Genomic DNA, 16,184 nt, shown 5'->3' with positions numbered 1-16,184 from the left:
CCCCGATCTTCATCGCGATCGTGCGCCGCCAGAAGGTCAGGGAGGTGTGATGACGACGACGAGCAACGCTGCGACCTCGAACGTTCCGGCCACCACTGCTCCGGCCACGAACGCCCCGGCCACCGGCACCCTGACCACCGCCCGCCCGGAGTCCGTCGAGCTGATCACCCGCGGTCGCCGAAGCCGGAGGCGACGGCGCCTGATCGTCATGACCGCGCTCGCCCTGGTGGCCGCGGCGCTGTTCGCCGCCAGCCTCATGGTGGGCAGGACATTCTACCCCCCGGCCGACGTGCTGGGCGTGATCCTGGGCCAGGACGTGGCCGGCGCCTCGTTCACCGTCGGGCGGCTGCGCCTGCCCCGCGCGGTGCTCGCGGTGCTCACCGGCATCTGCTTCGGTTTCGGCGGCGTGACGTTCCAGACCATGCTGCGCAACCCGCTGGCCTCCCCCGACATCATCGGCATCAGCTCCGGCGCCAGCGCGGCGGCGGCATTCGCGATCGTGGTCCTGGGCCTGGGCGGCGCGCAGGTGTCGGCGTTCGCGATCGTCATGGGGATCGCCGTGGCCCTGGCCATCTACCTGCTGGCCTACCGCGGCGGGGTGGTGGGCACGCGGCTCGTGCTGATCGGCATCGGTACCGCGGCCATGCTCAACGCGGCCACCAACTACATCCTCAAGACCGCACCGCAGTGGGAGCTGCAGGAGGCCATGCGCTGGATCACCGGCAGCCTCAACGGCGCCTCGTGGTCCCAGGTGCAGCCGGTGCTGCTGGCGTGCCTGGTTTTCGCCCCGGTGCTGCTGTTCAAATCCCGCGACCTGTCGATGCTGCGGCTGGGCGACGACACCGCCTCCGCGCTCGGCGTGCGCACCGAGTTCACCCGGATACTGCTGATCGTGGCCGCCGTCGGTCTGATCGCCTTTGCCACCGCGGCCGCCGGGCCCATCGCCTTTGTGGCCTTCCTGTCCGGGCCCATCGCCGCGCGTCTGGTGGGGCCGCACGGCTCGCCGCTCGTGCCGGCGGCGCTGGTGGGTGTGGTTCTGGTGCTCGGCGCGGACCTGGTGGGCCAGTACGCCTTCGGTTCCCGCTACCCGGTGGGCGTGATCACCGGAGTGCTCGGCGCGCCGTACCTCATCTACCTCATCGCCCGCAGCAATCGCACCGGAGGCTCACTGTGACCACCGACCACTCCCTCCACGCGACCGGCCTCGACCTGGGCTACCGCGACCGCACCGTCATCCACGATCTGGAACTCCAGGTGCCGCCGGGCCGGATCACCGCGATCGTCGGCGCCAACGCGTGCGGGAAATCCACGCTGCTGCGGTCCATGTCCCGGCTCCTCAAGCCCCGCGGCGGGCAGGTGCTCCTGGACGGCGAGCAGGTGCACCGCATCCCCGCCAAGAAGCTGGCCCGCACGCTGGGGCTGCTCCCCCAGTCCCCCATCGCGCCGGAGGGGATCACCGTCTCCGACCTGGTGGGCCGCGGGCGCAATCCCCACCAGGGGATGCTCTCGAGGTGGAGTAGGGACGACGACGAGGCCGTGGCCGCAGCCCTCGAGGCCACCGGCACCCTCGAGCTGGCCGACCGGGCCGTGGACGAGTTGTCCGGCGGTCAGCGCCAGCGCGTGTGGATAGCCATGGCCCTGGCCCAGCACACCGACCTGCTGCTGCTCGACGAGCCCACCACGTTCCTCGACGTGGCCCACCAGGTGGAGGTGCTGGACCTGCTGGTGGACCTCAACCGCGATCGCGGCACCACCATCGTGATGGTCCTGCACGACCTCAACCTGGCCGCGCGCTACGCCGACCACCTGGTGGCCCTGGCCGACGGGCGCGTGCACTGCGCCGGGGCGCCCCGGGAGGTGTTCACCACGGAGATGGTGAGCGCGGTGTTCGGGCTCGACTCCGTGGTGATCCCCGACCCCACGTCCGGCCGGCCGCTGATGCTGCCGCTGGGACGGCACGGGGTTCGCGAGGACGGGGTTCGCGGTGAGCACGGGGTTCGCGGTGAGCACGGGGTGATGAGCGCGGGGTCGTGAGCGGTCGGGTCGTGAGCGGTCGGGTCGCGCCGCCCCTCCGACTTACGCACCCCCTTTGCACGCTCTCGCCCCGAGGTAGCGCGGCCCCTTCGGCCTGCGCGCCCTCTCTGCACACCCGCCCCCGACTCGCGCGCCCGGAATGGTCCATTCCGGCATCGCAAGCCGGGGCGGCTGATGCGGGCGTGGCTGCTCCCCCGGCGGCCCGCACCAGTCAGCCGAGGTGGGTGCGGAACCAGTCGAGCTGCTGGGGCGCAGAGAGCTCGAACTGCTCGTCCACGTAGGCGTCGAAGTGCCCCCCGGGGACCACGAGGACCTTCTTGGGTTCGCGGGCCCGCTCGAACGCCTCGAGCGACAGGTCGGCGGGGGTCAGCACGTCGCCGGAGGCCACGACCATCATCAGCGGGGTCGGCGAGATGCGGTCGATCGAGGCACCCGGGATGTACTCGATGAACTTCTCGACCGACCTCAGGGTGACCTCGTTGCTCCACGTGGTCGCACGCTCCTGGATGGGGCCGAAGAAGAAGTCGTGGGTGTCCTGCGTGGGAAGCACGCACGGCTCATCGGGAGAGTCCTTCCAGGTCACCGGGATGGTCAGTGGCTCGTCGCCATTTCGCCGGCCCACGCGGTCGGCATTGAAGCCCTCCCTCAGACCGTCCCACATGTCCGATCGGATGAGTCGGCGGGCGTTGGCCAGGCCGTCGACCAGCGGAACCTGGGCGACCACGCACCCGACGCGACGGTCGTTGGCCGCCACCACCAGGACATGCGCGCCGCTGTAGCTCGATCCCCAGATGCCGATGCGCTGGGGGTCGATCCCCTCCTGGGTGGAGATCCAGGTGATCGCGTCGCGGTAGTCCGAGATCTGTTCGAGCGGATCGATCTGGGCGGGGCGCGGGCCGTCGCTGGCACCCAGTGCCCGGTTGTCATAGACCAGAACGTCGAAGCCGCCGCCGTGGAAGTGCTCGGCGAAGTCGTCGAGATACATCTCTTTGGTGGCGGAGAAGCCGTGGGCCATCACGATGACCGGCCGCGCATCGCCGGAGCCCTTGTACCACCAGCCGCGCAGGGTGGTGCCGTCCTCGGTGTCGAACTGGATGTCCTCGCGCACGGTGTGCTCCTTCGGGTCTGGGTCGACGTGACCTTCCTTTCGAGTATGAGACCACCGTCACAGTGTGGATATGGCCGTGGCTGCAGAGACTGTTGTCACCCACTGCAGCCGGCACGCAACTCGCTACACCTGTAATGGCGCCGCGGCCTACGGCTACGCCGGCCGCCTGCGATGAACACCGGGGGTCACGCCGAATTCCGCGCGGTAGGCCTTGGTGAACGAGGCCTGATCAGCGAAACCCCACCCAGCGGCGATCTCGCCGATCGACCTCTCGGGGTGGCCCGACAGGTCTCGCGTGGCGCGGTGCAGTCGGCGACTGCGGACGTGACTTCGGAGCGTCGTGCCGCGGTCGGCGAACAACTGGTAGACGGCCCGGACGGAGACGTGGAGGTGCTCGGCCACGTTCTCGGCGGTGGTCGAGGCAGGCAACCTGCTCTCCACGAAGTCAATCGCGCGGCGCCACCGCTCGAGCGAGTGGTCGGACGGCGTGACCGTGTGGCCGTCGACGGCCAGGTAGAGCAGTTCCCGCATTGCCGAAGCGAGAGGAGCAGCCGACTGGGAGGCGAGATCGGTATCGGAGGTGGACTCCACCGCGCCGATCAACGATCGGATCGCGAGAGTCCGCGCGGGCGGCAGTGGACCCGCCTCGAGCAGGTCGGCCAGGTACGGGGTCCAGCCCTCGAGCACCGCCCGCGGGAAGAACACCGTGTACTTGGTCAGGCCGGCCTCGCACACGAAGGTCCCCTGCGCGCGGGTGTCCCACAGGAACGCCTGGCCGGGTCCGATCTCGGCGGCCGCTCCCCCGACCTCGACCCGCTCGCGCCCCGCGGTCACGATCAGCAATCCGATCCGGCTGTCATCGACGCTGGCGATATCTCCGCTGGTCCGGGTACCGGAGCAGGCCGGCGCGTCGCAGTAGACCACCTCGGTGTCCGCGATCTCGTATCGCCGGACCCGGTAGGCATCGGAGTCCGAGCCCTGCCGCACCCGCCAGCCGTAGTGCCATCCGGTGACCACTTCCGCGCTCTGGGGCGTGTCCGCGCCAAAGGCCAGTCGGCTGGGAGCATGCGGCAGGGCGAGGGCCATGTGGCCATGGTCACATATTGAGGGGCGTCCGGGTCGGGTACGGCGGCGCCTCGGTGGCCGGGCGCAGATCGCCGGCAGCCGATCCGCGCCTCAGCGTGCGTAGATCATCTCGGACGAGCAGCAATGCCAGGATCCATCGGAGCGAACCTCAGCGGGGCAGCAATCCTGGACCGGACAGCGAACCTGCACGGGGAGGACGGCCAGTGACGAGCATCAGGATCTCCACAGCTGGCCCCGTGATGTCGAGGCCGGTGCCGTGCTCCCACCCGATGTCGTCGGCGACCAGGCGCACCTCGGACACATCCTCTTTCGCCCCGCCGAATTTCCTACTCGTGGACGCCTGATACGTGATCGCGGCAGTCAAGGCGTCGGGCTCGTATCGTCGCTGAAGGCCGAGCGGGCGGCGGATGTCCTCACCGTGTGCGAGTTCCTCGACGATCCGGCTCGCCAGCGGCGCCAGCATCTGCGGCGGTCCAGACGTGCGATCGACGACTTCTTCGAGTCCTTGGATGAGGTCCGCCGGGCGGGCTGTGCGGTACGACTCCACGCCCGCCTGGTTCTGCCGGTCGAAGTCGAACCGAGCACGAGCCATGCCGACCAGGAACGACAGCCGAGTTGTCCGGGCCGAATCCAGAAGGTGTGCCACGACATCCTGCACACTCCAGCCGGAGCACAGGGACTTTCTCTGCCAGTCGCCTGCGCCGAGGCGCCGAAGATCATCGATCAGTGCTGCCCGCTCGAGGTGTACGAGGTTCCACATCCGGTCCATTTCAACCTCCATGAGTGTCACTACACACTGTGTAGCGATGAGGTTACTACACAGTGTGGAGTTAGGCTCGGTGAATGAGTGGACGACGCACGTACGGGTCCTACGACGACGGCTGCGCGGCGGCCCACGCACTCGACGTGATCGGGGAGCGGTGGAGCATGAGCATCATCAGAGAGCTACTACTCGGACCCAAGCGGTTCTCAGACTTGCAGCGAGACGTGAGTGGTGTGGGTCCCACCACCCTGACCAGGCGTTTAGACAGTCTCGCACGGTCCGGTGTACTTCACAGGGCCCCCTCGAAGGGCGGGACCGGATCGCATGTCTACGAGCTGTCCGACTGGGGGTATCAACTCGAGGAGGTCAATGCCGCCCTGGCGGCCTGGGGAGCGCGCTCAGAGTCGCTTCCACTCGATGCAGGCATGTCGCCGGACACGATCGTCCTGGCCATGCGTGCCCATGCCAGGGCGCATTCCGGGGCCGTCGAGGCGCACAAGGTCCTCCTGCGTGTGAGCGACACCAGAAGCCCCGGAAGCCCGGCCAGCACCTATCTCGCCTCCCTGGCACCAGAGGAGCTCAGCCTCACTCGGACGCGGGAAGCGGATCCCGACGGATACGACGCGACCATCACCTGCACGGCGGCGGCGCTCAAGGAAGTGATCGTCGCGGGAGCACCTTGGGACCGGGCCGACACCTTCTCGGTGGACGGCGACAGAACTGCTGTTGACCGTCTCATCGCGGCTACACGGTTGTCAGCGTGCCAGGCCCCACCCGTCCGGGTTCACTGATCCGCTCGAATGCTCCGGTGAGCCGCTCTCGAATGCCCTGGTGACCCTGCTTCTGGGAGCTCAGATCTCCGGCAGCCGGTCCGCGCCCCAGCTGGAGTGGATGTACTCGGTCACCCGGGCGATCTCCTCCGCCGTCACCGACCCGGTTTCACCGGGTTCCAGGGTGTCGAAGTGGAAGATGTACAGGCGCGAGGCGAACTGTTCGAACGGCAACGACGACTCGCCGAAGCGTTCGCCGTTGCCGGCGGTGCTCACCACCACGCCGTTGCCCCAGTCCTGCCCGCTGTCGTTGTTGGGGTTGAAGAAGTACACGCGCATGGTCTCGTCGGGGTCGAGCGCGACGCGCAGGATCGTGATGGCGTGCCAGCCCACGAACCGCGCGGAACTGTCGGTCACGGCCACGCCGGCGGGCTGCGGGTGGATCAGTGGCTGGTTGCCGTTGTGGAACGGGTGGTAGCTGCCGTAGAAGTGCCGCAGGAAGTCCTCGAGCCCGGTCAGCCGGCCGGAGTCCACGTCCACGTTGATGCGGAAACCCCGGGCGGCCCACCAGCCGTGGAACTCCGGGTTGACCCAGCGGTGGGGGTCGCCCTCGCGATCGGAGCACAGCCGTCCCATCTCCGCATAGATGCGGTCCAGGTGCGGCACCACGAGCAGGGAGACCGGGTCCAGGTCCACGGGCAGGGTCTCCGCCAGACCCGCCTCAAGCTCGCGGGAGGACAGCGGGCGGCCTTCGAAGTGCATGACCACCTCGTTGTCCCGCGCCGCCCACGCGATAGTCTGCAGCAGGTAGTCGGGATCGTTGTAGGCCCACATCGACAGGGCCCGCGCGGACTGACAGGTGGGGTTGTCGCCCTGCCCCACGCCCAGCGGTTGACCGAGCATCGACAGCGTCCCGGCTAGCAGCCAGATCCGCCCCGGATGCTCAGGCCCGTAGGCCAGCGCGAGTCGCTCGTTCGCGTCGTCCGACAAGGGCAGCGCGAGCAGTCGCCACAGCGCGGGCGCGACGGCCGGCTGGAACAGGATCCCGCGCTCGAGCAGCAACGCGAGCCCGTAGACCGACTGCGCGGTCTCGGGATGGATAGCCGCGTCGATCAGCGCGTCGACCAGGCCGTGGAAGCACAGGAGGCTCTCGCGCCCGGTGCTCGACAGGCCGAGCGCCTCGCTGAGCAGGAAGCTGCCCTTCTCGCGGAGGAACCGCAGCAGAACGGGGTGGTACGCCGAGACCAGACCCGTGTCGTGCATGGATCGCGCGAAGCCGGCGGCCTCGTACTGCAGGGTCCCCTCGTCCATCGACTCCAGGCGGGAGCGGTAGATGTCCACCCCGGGATCCTCCCGGCTCGCCTCGGTGGTGCCGAAGATGCTGCTGATCAGCCGGTCCACGCCGAAGCCACCGGTGCTGGTGTCCACCTCGGGATCGTGGCGCGCGATGGCGATCTGCGTGATGGTCTGCTTGATGTGGTCGACCTGGATCGGGCGCTGGCGCAGGATCCGCCAGATCTCCTCGACCAGCTGGTCCAGGACGGTGTCATAGCCGATGGATTCGGCGATGTGCGTCAGCGATGTGCGGGTCACCTTGGCCATTCGGCCCTGCTGGACCCGTTCCGCTTCGGTGGCGACGGTGAACAGCAGCGAGGCGTTGGCGGCCAGGACCTCCTTGAGGTGCTGGAGGGCGTCCTCCGCCGTCACCTCGGGATGTGCGTACTCCCCCTTCGCCACCGCGACCAGTCGGAGATCACTGACGATCTCCATCACGGCCGTGTCGGCGTTGGGGCTGCGGAGCGACCCGGTGCTCAGCGCCGGGACCAGTGAGCTCGGTGACGCCCAGTCCGTCCCATCGAACAGTCCGGCGGACTCGAGCTCCTGGGCCATCGACTGCACGGCCTGGGCGCCGCCCTCCTGGAGCAGCACCAGGCGCAGGCCGTCGAGCACGCGTCGCTTCGGCGTGGTCTTGCCGACCTCCCCGGCTTCGCCGAGAGCCCTCGTCGCGTCGACGAGCGAGGCCACCCGCTTGTCCAGGACTCGGTCCACGCCGGGCGCGTCGTTTGCCACTTGGGTTCACTCTCCAGATCTCCGGGCGATGGTGCCCTCCCGGTACCGTACTCAGGTCAACGAATCCCGTGGACCGTCACACGTAGAAGTCGAGCTCCTCCTGGCGCGCCAGGAGGGTCCGCATCTCGTAGGCGTCGTCGCCGAAGAAGTAGACCAGCCCCCAGTGGGTGCCGAAGGCGGTCCGCTTGGTGACGGTCTCCTCTACGGGTGCGGTGAGCTCGTGGGACTCGAAGTACTCGTGGTCCTCGGTCTCCTCCGGGATCTCCAGGCTGGATACCACGCGTCGCCGCGGGTAGACGCCGAAGCAGCTCGCGTGCCCGGTGGCGTCGACGACCTCGCGCGGGAAGAACGCCGTGATCTCCTCCTCGGTGGTCTTGGGGTCGAACGCGAGCACCAGGCCCTGGTAGGCGTTGAAGCCGTAGGCACGCTCGAGCAGTTCGAAGACCTTGAACCCCGGCGGGCGGTAGGCCACCTCGCCGAAGTACATCTCGCCGTCGCTGGTGACGAAGTACTCGGGGTGCACGAACCCGAACTTGATGTCGAAGGTCTTGATGAGCTTCTCGATCTGCCGCGTGATCTCCGGACGGTAGCGCTCCAGCTCCGGCGAGGCCGGCACGAACACCGAGTAGCCGAGCGTCACGTACTCGGAGATGTTGAGGAACACGATCTTGCCGTTGTGGACCCAGGCCTCCACGGCGAACTCCCAGCCGTCCAGGTGGGATTCCATGAGGACCGGGAACTCCTCGTCGGGGATCGTGTCGACCTCGTCCGGGGTGCGGATGACGCGGTGCCCCAGGCAGCCGGCCTTGTCGAAGGCCTTGAGGTGGATCGGGTCGTTGGGGTCACCATCGAGCTTGAGCAGGGTCTGGTTGACGCGCTTGAGAAAGCGGATCACGTCGTCCCGCTCGTGAGCCTCCTCGAAGATCCCCACGCGGATCCCGCCGAGCTGGGCCCGGCGCTTCATCAGCGCCTTGTCGCGCAGCAGCAGCGACTGGCCGTACAGGGTCGGGTTGTCCATGAGCATGGAGTTGATGGCACCCGCCCACTCCACGGTCTCCTCGAACAGCGGGATCGCCACGTCGACGCCCATGTCCTTGAGGGTCTCGGCGATCTCCATGGACCGGTCGTTGAGCCGCTCGAAGTTCCACGGGACAAACGGGATGCTGTGCTGGCGGCAGTAGTCCTCTGCCCAGTCCGGGGCCACCACGACGTAGCGGCGGTCGAACCGGTCCACCGCGTCGACCGCGTTGGGCGCCCAGCCGAGCAGCGCCACGTAGCCCTTGTCGGGGTCGCGTCGCTTCTCGTTGCCGTCCTGCGTCGCCAGCGAACTCCTGTCCGCCTCAGTGGTGGTCGTTTCTGCTGTGGAGATCTGCACGCTGAAATTGCCTCCTGGGTTGGGGCGCGGGCTGGTGGGCCACCAACCTACCCAAGAGGACGCGGGACGTGCCCGGAGAAGCCGGCTAACTGGGCGGGGACGAGAGTTTCCGCACTGACCCAATCCGCGCGGCACTGTGTCGCGAATCACTGCCGGTACCGTCCTCAGCGGTTGTTCAGCCGCTCGGTGCCTTTGGGTCGAAAGGACGCATATGCGCACGATGACCAGAAGAACTCTGCCGGTCCTGGCAGCCACCGCACTCGTCAGCTCGCTCGGGGTGGCTCCCGCAATGGCGGGGAGCCTCGACGCAGGAAGCCTCGGCGGCGACACCACCAATCTCACGGCCAACATCACGGAGCTGAACGATTCCGGCGTCGAGAGCACCGCCTGGCTCTCACTGGAGGGCAACGAGCTCAGCGTCCGTATCGAGAGCTCAGGCCTGCTCGCCGGGGCCCCGCACGCGCAGCACATCCACATCGGTGGGACCAACCAGTGCCCCAGTCCCGACCAGGTGGGCACAGGTTTCGAGGGCGCGCTCCGCACCACGGACGCCATCGACTCCTACGGCGCGGTCCAGGTGTCGCTGACCACCGAGGGCGACACCAGCCCGGCCAGCGCGCTCGCGGTCACCCGCTACCCCGTCGGCGATGCGGCGTACTCGCGGACCTTCACCGTCACCGACGAGGTGGCCGCCAGCCTCCGCAACGGCGAGGGTTCCGTGGTCCTGCACGGGGTCGACCACAACGGCAGCGGCGAGTACGACGGCGACCAGGTGTCGGACCTCGATCCGAGCCTGCCGTCCGAGGCCACCGACCCCGCCGCGTGTGGTGAGCTGAACGTCGATTCGATGGGCAGCCTGTCCATGGGCAGCCTCGGGGGTTCGCTCGGGTCGATGGGCTCGTCCGGATCCACGGGGTCGCTCGGATCGACCGGTTCGCTCGGGTCCCTGGGTTCCTGACCCCTCTCGGTCCCGCGCCGGTTGATGCCGGCGCATGGGCACCCGGTCATCACGGGTGGGCGACGGTCGGTGGCACTGCTGGGTCGCCACCGACCGCGCCGTCCCCAATCGCACCGTCCCCCGTCCCTGGTGCCCGCAGCGGCGATTCCGGACATGTTCTGGATTGCGCTGGTTGTCATCGCGCCACGAATCGTGACGCTGTTCCTGGTCTGGATCACTGACTGGGTTGAATCGGGACGACTATTCCGGTCCGGAGCGGCGCCACAGCCGCCGCGCGCTTTCCGCGCTGAGCCCCGCACCGATTGAGCGCGACGTGACCAGTTGCCGGCCCTCGTTTGATGACGACGACAAGGTCTCAATCTGCGCGAGCCCTCAACAGTCGATCGGCATTCGTCACGAGCATGCCCGGAGACCGCTGAGGCGGCCCCTTCCAGGACGTTGGCTCAGCAGACGCCAGGCGGGGCTGGTCGGTGGCGAAGGTGGCGCGCAGCATCCACGTGTGGACCGTGACGGTAGTGAGCTGCGCCGCTATCCCGCTCGACATGGGCGCACCGGTCGCAACCAGAGGAAGTCTCTCGCTAGCCTGGCCCGCAGCGGGCCTCGGGGACTGGCATCGGCTATTCGTTCGAGAGGCCCACTCTTCATCGCACCACCCCGATCACGTCCCTGCCGGCGCACCTCGAGGAGAAAGCTGGATGTTGACCCGTGTGCACGACCTGCTACGTCTGCGTACCTCGCCCTCAATCTTCTTCGGCGCTGCCGCGACAATGATCGTGTTCGTGGCTGTCACCGTCCTGTTCACCGATCCGGTGGACGCCGCCGTCACGGTGGCTTCGGAGTGGCTGTACACCAACCTGGGCTGGTTCTATATCATCGGCCTCACCGTCTTCCTTGTCTTTTTGACTGTCTTCGCAGTGGGAAGATTCGGTCGAGTGACACTGGGCCCGGAGGGTGAGCCTCCCGAACACTCCGATCCCACGTGGTTCGCCATGTTGTTCGCTGCCGGACTCGGGAGCATCCTGATGTTCTGGGGCGTCGCAGAACCCATCAGCCACTTCGGCAACCCACCGCGCGGGCCGTCGTTGGGCATAGAACCGGAAACGGTAGATGCCGCCATGGACGCGATGAACTTCACCTTCTATCACTTCGCCCTGCACACGTGGGCGATCTTCACTCTGCCGGGCCTGTGCTTCGCTTACTTCATCCACAAGCGGAATCTGCCTCCGCGTGTCAGCTCAATCTTTCAGCCGATTCTCGGCGACGGGATACACGGGCCGATCGGCAAGTTCATCGACATCGTGGCCATTATCGGGACGGTCTTCGGCGTCGCTGTGTCTCTCGGGCTGGGGGCCCTGCAGATCAACAGCGGGATCAACCGGGTGTTCGGCATACCTGAAAGCGCGATGTGGCAGTTGATCATCATAGGCACCGTCGGCGGGGCGGCGATGATCTCCGTCGCACTGGGACTTGACCGCGGCATCAAGGTCTTGTCCAACATCAACATCGCCGCGGCCGTGGCCTTGCTGCTGTTCATCCTGTTGGCAGGTTCCACTCTGTTCGTGCTCCAGGGAACTATCGAGGCGCTCGGCAGCTACCTGATGAACCTGCCGAGGCTGGCCTTGTGGAACGACACCTATGCAGATACGGGCTGGCAATCCAATTGGACGGTGTTCTATTGGGCCTGGACGATCAGTTGGTCACCATTCGTCGGACTGTTCATCGCCCGGATCTCCAAGGGCCGCACCATACGACAATTCGTGTCCGGGGTACTGCTCGTCCCGGCCGGCTTCTCGGCGCTCTGGTTTGGCATCTTCGGTCATTCCGCCTTCGATATCGAGCTGAACGGCGAAGGCGGATTGGTCGAGACCGTCGTAGAACAAGGGGACATCGCCGGGGCTCTGTTCGCGCTTCTGGAGCACTACCCAGCAACGCTCGTCCTGTCGGTGATCACCATCATCATCGTGACCATCTTCTTCATCACCTCAGTAGATTCCGCGGCACTGGTAACCGACACGATGGCCAACGGCCACGAGGATTTCAACCCGCTGCGTCAACGCATTTTCTGGGCCGTCACCATCGCCGTAGTCGCTGCCACCTTGCTGGTGTTCTCCGGATCTGGCGGGTTGGAAGCGCTGGAGAAGTTCATTGTTCTGGTCGGCCTGCCGTTCTTTGTGATGGGCTTCTTCCAGATGTATGCCATCTATCGAGCGCTACGAGAAGACGCCAGCGCGGTGCCCGTGATGCGGACGCGCGACTGGAAAAAGGTCCTGCCCCCGAAGGAGTACGAACGTCGCCGGGAGGAAGAGAACTACGACACCTCACACGTCACCGTCACGCCAGAAGTCCGCGACGAACCCTCATGATGCGCGAGTCGATCCGCCTTGGCAGGGCTCTTCTGAAGCCGTGACCTACCGGCCGATCACCGTGTCGAGCCAGTCGAATGCGCGCTGGCTGAACAGCGCTGCCGCCCCCGCTTCGTCGTGTTCACCGGCACCTTCTGCGTTGGTGAACTCGATCATCGTCTTGGGCGCGGTGAGGGCGTCGAAGAGACTCTGGGCGTCGACGATGCGCGGGTCGTTCTGGCCGATCGTCAGCAGCACGGGACAATCGATGCGGTCCGCGAGGCCCTCCAGTGAGAACAGCCTCAATTCGCGCAGGTAGTCGACCGGAGTCGCGCATCCGTGCGTGAGCATCCCTCGCCCCACGGAGAAGTCCAATCCCGGTGACTGCTCCATCCCGGCGCGGACCACCGTGTTGAGCTTCTCATCGGAATCCCCTGTGTCCAGGTCGCCGCGGTACTCCTCGGGGAGGAGCAGCGAGGCATTGGCTCCCGGAGCGTACTGCGGGGCGTCGGCGATCACGGCGACGAGGCGGTGCTCTGCTGTGGCGGCACGGGGCGCGAGATGGCCGCCCCAGCTGCGGCCCATTGCCGCTATTCGAGAGGCGTCGACCTCGGGACGGGCGACCAGCCAGTCGACCTGAGCGGTGACGACCGCCTCCCAGTCGTGCCGGAAGTGCAGGTCGCGTTGGACCAGCGCCGCGCCCTGGCCCGGGCCGTCCATCATGAGGACGGCGTAGTCGCGCCGCAACGCCGCGACGCCGCCGGCGACGTACGTCTCTTCCATCGTGCCGTCGTATCCGCCGACCAGGATCAGGGTGGGGAACGGTCCCGGGCCGGGCGGGGTCGCGAAGTAGCCGTCGAGCGCGGTCCCTTCGTACGGGACCGTGACCTGGTGAAAGGGATGATCCATTAGCTCGACCGCTTTGCGGAAGGCGTCCCGTTGACGCGCGTTCGCCGTGACGAACCGAGGATCCATCGGAGGGGAGTACATGAAGACCCCGGAGATACGGAAGTAGGTGGCCGCGCGGAGGAAGCCCTCACGCGCGCTCACCCGGTGACCGGCGGCCAGACTCTTCTCCGCGTCCGCCAGAATCCGTTCGCCGAGCGCGTTCCACTCGACGTTCCAGGCTTCTCTGTCCCCGTCGGGGATTCTGCGGGCGGTGATGAACGCCTCCCCGACGTCGGCTCCGCCCATCGCAATGGTGTCCAGCACGCGGAGGAACTGGCTGTCGAACCCACTGTCCTGGAAGGCCAGGCCGGTGAGGGTGGGCTCGCCGGGGCGTCCACTTCCGTCCGCGGCCCGGGTTGTCGCAGTCGATGCAGTGTTCGTGGCCATGTCCACACCTCGTCATCCATGGTGGTCATCCCTGGTCGACGTTGCCACGACCACCATCACTCAGTGTAAGGACAACGTCAGTAGATCCAGGTCGCATTTCGGGGCGACATCCTTGATGACGACGACGAGGTCGCGTCCCACACGGCCGTGGGCGACCACTCGGCGTTCGTCTCGGGCCTCACCCTCTCGACAACACGTCTCCGCTGATCACAATCGTGAACTCCCGCTCGTCGGTGAGCACGTTCAAGAATCCGGGCTCGATGCTGAGGACATACCCGGACACAGTGCCGTTGGTCGTCTCGATCACCTCGTGCGGGACCCAGGGCGTCTGCCCGAGGGCAGCGAGGAGCAGGAGACCGACCCCCGCCACCCAGCCGACCCGCGCCATTGCGACAGCCAGCGCGTGCCTCAGCTGACGCTGCGGAGACAGGCGTCGGATCACCGCGATCACCGCGAACACCGCCGCTGCCCCGGCAGGGAGCCACCAGATGCCGAAGCTCGATGTGAGAGCCACCGACACGACCACTCCCAGTACGGACAGGAGCAGGACCACCGTCCGGTGCTCACGCGGGCCCCACAGGTACCCGGCGATCAGTAGCGGGAGAACACCGATCAACAGGACCGCGGTGAGCGTGTGCTCGGCGATGAGTGAGCCGAAGACGAGGGCGAACGAGTCGTTGAGCCCGAGGGTGGTGCTGACGACGAATGCCGTAGACCAGTCGTAACCGGATACCGCGAAAATCCGCAGGGTCACAAAGGCCACACCCCATGTCGCACCGTGCGCGGCAGCACCGGCGAACCGACTCGGGCGATCTCCACGATCCTGCTCTGAGTCCCCGCGCCGTTCGGCGGCGGTTCCATTCGGGGCAGCGTCCATGCGGTGAAACTACTATCAGCGCGGCCAACAGCAGGGGGGACACGGTGCCGGCTCCCTGGGATCAGCCGAGACTCTCCGCTCATTCCTGAACTGCCTACACCGAACCGATGACGCGCCCTAGTCTCACAACCACCATGACCCCTCGCCCCGACACCCTCGCCGCCGCGCTCACCACCGCAACGTCATTCGTCGTCAACGCGATCGAAGTCTTGCGTTTCGGCGGCCTACAAACGGACGAAGAGCCCTCGCCGTTCGAGATCGCCACCCGTCGCCCGATGTATCGGCTGCGTCGCTACTACGGACCGGTGGCCGAGGACGAGGGGCCGCGCCCGCCGATCGTGCTCGTGCCGCCCATGATGATCTCCGCGGACATCTGGGACGTCTCCCCGTCGACAAGCGCAGTGGCCGCACTGCACGAGGCCGGCATGGATCCGTGGGTGATCGACTTCGGGTCCCCGGACCTTGAGGACGGTGGACTCGAACGCACGCTCACCGACCACGTCGTCGCGGTGAGCGAAGTCGTCGACCTCGTCGCTGCAGCCACGGGCCGCTCAGTGCATCTCGTCGGGTACAGCCAAGGCGGCATGTTCTGCTACCAGGCCGCGGCATACCGGCGCTCGCGCGACCTCGAGAGCGTCGTGACGTTCGGCTCGCCCGTCGACTGGCGCGGCAATGCCCCACTCGGCGTGCCCGAGGACGTGATCGTGAACGTCGCCCGCTTCGTTGCCGACTACGTCTTCAGCGACCGCTCGCTCCCCGGGTGGATGGCCTCAACCGGGTTCCGACTGCTCGACCCGATCAAAACCGCCCGTTCGCAGGTGGGTTTCCTGCGCCAACTACACGATCGAGAGGCGCTGATAGGACACGAACGGCAGCGCCGCTTTCTCGGCGGCGAGGGATTTGTCGCATGGTCCGGGCCGGCGATCGTCGACATGATGCAGCAGGTGATCATCCAGAACCGGATGATGGTCGGCGGCTTTGTCGTCGGAGATCACGTCGTCTCTCTCGCCGACATCACCTGTCCGGTCCTCGCCGTGCTCGGCGAAGTCGACGAGATCGGCGTACCGGCGGGCGTCCGCAAGATCGCGGCCGTCGCCCCCGACGCCGACGTCTACGAGTTCCCGGTCCGCGCCGGGCACTTCGGACTCGTCGTCGGCTCGACCGCCTCCTCGCTGACGTGGCCCGCCGTCGCCGACTGGATCGGGTGGATCGAAGGCACCGGAGGTCGCCCGGAGGGCATCGCCGAAGTCGGCCCCGACTCCGCTGGCGCCCCGTCCCCGTCCACGGCGGTGATGCTCGCGGCGGACGGGGCGACGCAGGTCGCCGGGATCGGAGTCGGCATGGTGCGCGGTGCCGGCCACCTCGCCGTGGGCGCGCTGCAGACGACGCGGGCCCTGGGATACGAGGCGCTGCACGCCGCGCCGCGCCTGTTGAGGCTGGGGCAGATCCAGACCGGAACACGCATC

Annotated in this window: 12 protein-coding genes and 1 pseudogene; 6 read left to right on the top strand and 7 right to left on the bottom strand. The window is 67.3% G+C overall.

Features of this window, described 5'->3' with window-relative positions:
• Nucleotides 1-49 precede the first annotated feature (49 nt).
• Together G6027_RS17585 and G6027_RS17580 are read left to right on the top strand one after the other, a co-directional pair.
• Nucleotides 50-1,174 (top strand): iron chelate uptake ABC transporter family permease subunit, encoded by a 1,125-nt coding sequence (locus tag G6027_RS17585; RefSeq protein ID WP_241727245.1) that lies wholly within the window; start codon nt 50-52, stop codon nt 1,172-1,174.
• Nucleotides 1,171-2,034 (top strand): ATP-binding cassette domain-containing protein, encoded by an 864-nt coding sequence (locus G6027_RS17580; RefSeq protein ID WP_182638255.1) that lies wholly within the window; start codon nt 1,171-1,173, stop codon nt 2,032-2,034. The genes G6027_RS17585 and G6027_RS17580 overlap by 4 nt, the downstream gene beginning before the upstream one ends.
• A gap of 211 nt (nt 2,035-2,245) precedes the next feature.
• On the opposite strand, the gene G6027_RS17575 is transcribed toward G6027_RS17580, so the two are convergent.
• The 3 genes from G6027_RS17575 to G6027_RS17565 form a co-directional block, all read right to left on the bottom strand.
• Nucleotides 2,246-3,142: an alpha/beta fold hydrolase gene (locus tag G6027_RS17575; RefSeq protein ID WP_182638254.1), complete on the bottom strand. Its 897-nt coding sequence runs from the start codon at nt 3,140-3,142 to the stop codon at nt 2,246-2,248.
• A gap of 153 nt (nt 3,143-3,295) precedes the next feature.
• On the bottom strand, nt 3,296-4,228 hold the full coding sequence (locus tag G6027_RS17570; RefSeq protein ID WP_182638253.1) for a helix-turn-helix domain-containing protein: 933 nt from the start codon (nt 4,226-4,228) through the stop codon (nt 3,296-3,298).
• Between the two features lie 148 nt (nt 4,229-4,376).
• A complete protein-coding gene (locus G6027_RS17565; RefSeq protein WP_206682510.1) occupies nt 4,377-4,997 on the bottom strand; it encodes a maleylpyruvate isomerase family mycothiol-dependent enzyme in 621 nt (206 codons plus the stop codon).
• Between the two features lie 74 nt (nt 4,998-5,071).
• Between G6027_RS17565 and G6027_RS17560 the strand changes: the two genes are divergently transcribed.
• Entirely contained in the window at nt 5,072-5,782 is a 711-nt protein-coding gene (locus G6027_RS17560) for a helix-turn-helix domain-containing protein (protein WP_182638251.1), read from the top strand.
• A 60-nt stretch (nt 5,783-5,842) separates the two neighbouring features.
• Here G6027_RS17560 and G6027_RS17555 read toward each other — a convergent pair whose 3' ends face one another.
• Together G6027_RS17555 and G6027_RS17550 are read right to left on the bottom strand one after the other, a co-directional pair.
• Nucleotides 5,843-7,831: a hypothetical protein gene (locus G6027_RS17555; protein WP_182638250.1), complete on the bottom strand. Its 1,989-nt coding sequence runs from the start codon at nt 7,829-7,831 to the stop codon at nt 5,843-5,845.
• A 76-nt stretch (nt 7,832-7,907) separates the two neighbouring features.
• The gene (locus G6027_RS17550; protein ID WP_346995789.1) at nt 7,908-9,206 is read right to left on the bottom strand and encodes an ATP-grasp domain-containing protein; all 1,299 of its coding nucleotides are present in this window, start codon (nt 9,204-9,206) and stop codon (nt 7,908-7,910) included.
• Nucleotides 9,207-9,426: 220 nt separating this feature from the next.
• Here G6027_RS17550 and G6027_RS17545 point away from each other — a divergent pair, with 220 nt between their 5' ends.
• A complete protein-coding gene (locus tag G6027_RS17545; RefSeq protein WP_182638249.1) occupies nt 9,427-10,164 on the top strand; it encodes a CHRD domain-containing protein in 738 nt (245 codons plus the stop codon).
• Nucleotides 10,165-10,859: 695 nt separating this feature from the next.
• On the top strand, nt 10,860-12,527 hold the full coding sequence (locus G6027_RS17540; RefSeq protein WP_182638248.1) for a BCCT family transporter: 1,668 nt from the start codon (nt 10,860-10,862) through the stop codon (nt 12,525-12,527).
• A gap of 45 nt (nt 12,528-12,572) precedes the next feature.
• On the opposite strand, the gene G6027_RS17535 is transcribed toward G6027_RS17540, so the two are convergent.
• Nucleotides 12,573-13,841: an alpha/beta fold hydrolase gene (locus tag G6027_RS17535; protein WP_182638247.1), complete on the bottom strand. Its 1,269-nt coding sequence runs from the start codon at nt 13,839-13,841 to the stop codon at nt 12,573-12,575.
• Between the two features lie 178 nt (nt 13,842-14,019).
• Nucleotides 14,020-14,595 carry a hypothetical protein gene (locus tag G6027_RS17530; RefSeq protein WP_182638246.1) on the bottom strand — a complete coding sequence of 192 codons (576 nt, stop codon included), beginning with the start codon at nt 14,593-14,595 and terminating at the stop codon, nt 14,020-14,022.
• A gap of 257 nt (nt 14,596-14,852) precedes the next feature.
• Here G6027_RS17530 and G6027_RS17525 point away from each other — a divergent pair.
• A pseudogene (locus G6027_RS17525) lies at nt 14,853-16,184 on the top strand (alpha/beta fold hydrolase); the annotation flags it as partial.

Origin of the sequence: Dietzia sp. SLG310A2-38A2, assembly GCF_014145095.1 — a bacterium.
In the GTDB taxonomy this organism is placed as follows: Bacteria; Actinomycetota; Actinomycetes; order Mycobacteriales; family Mycobacteriaceae; genus Dietzia.
This window is presented reverse-complemented; position numbering and strand designations above follow the sequence as displayed.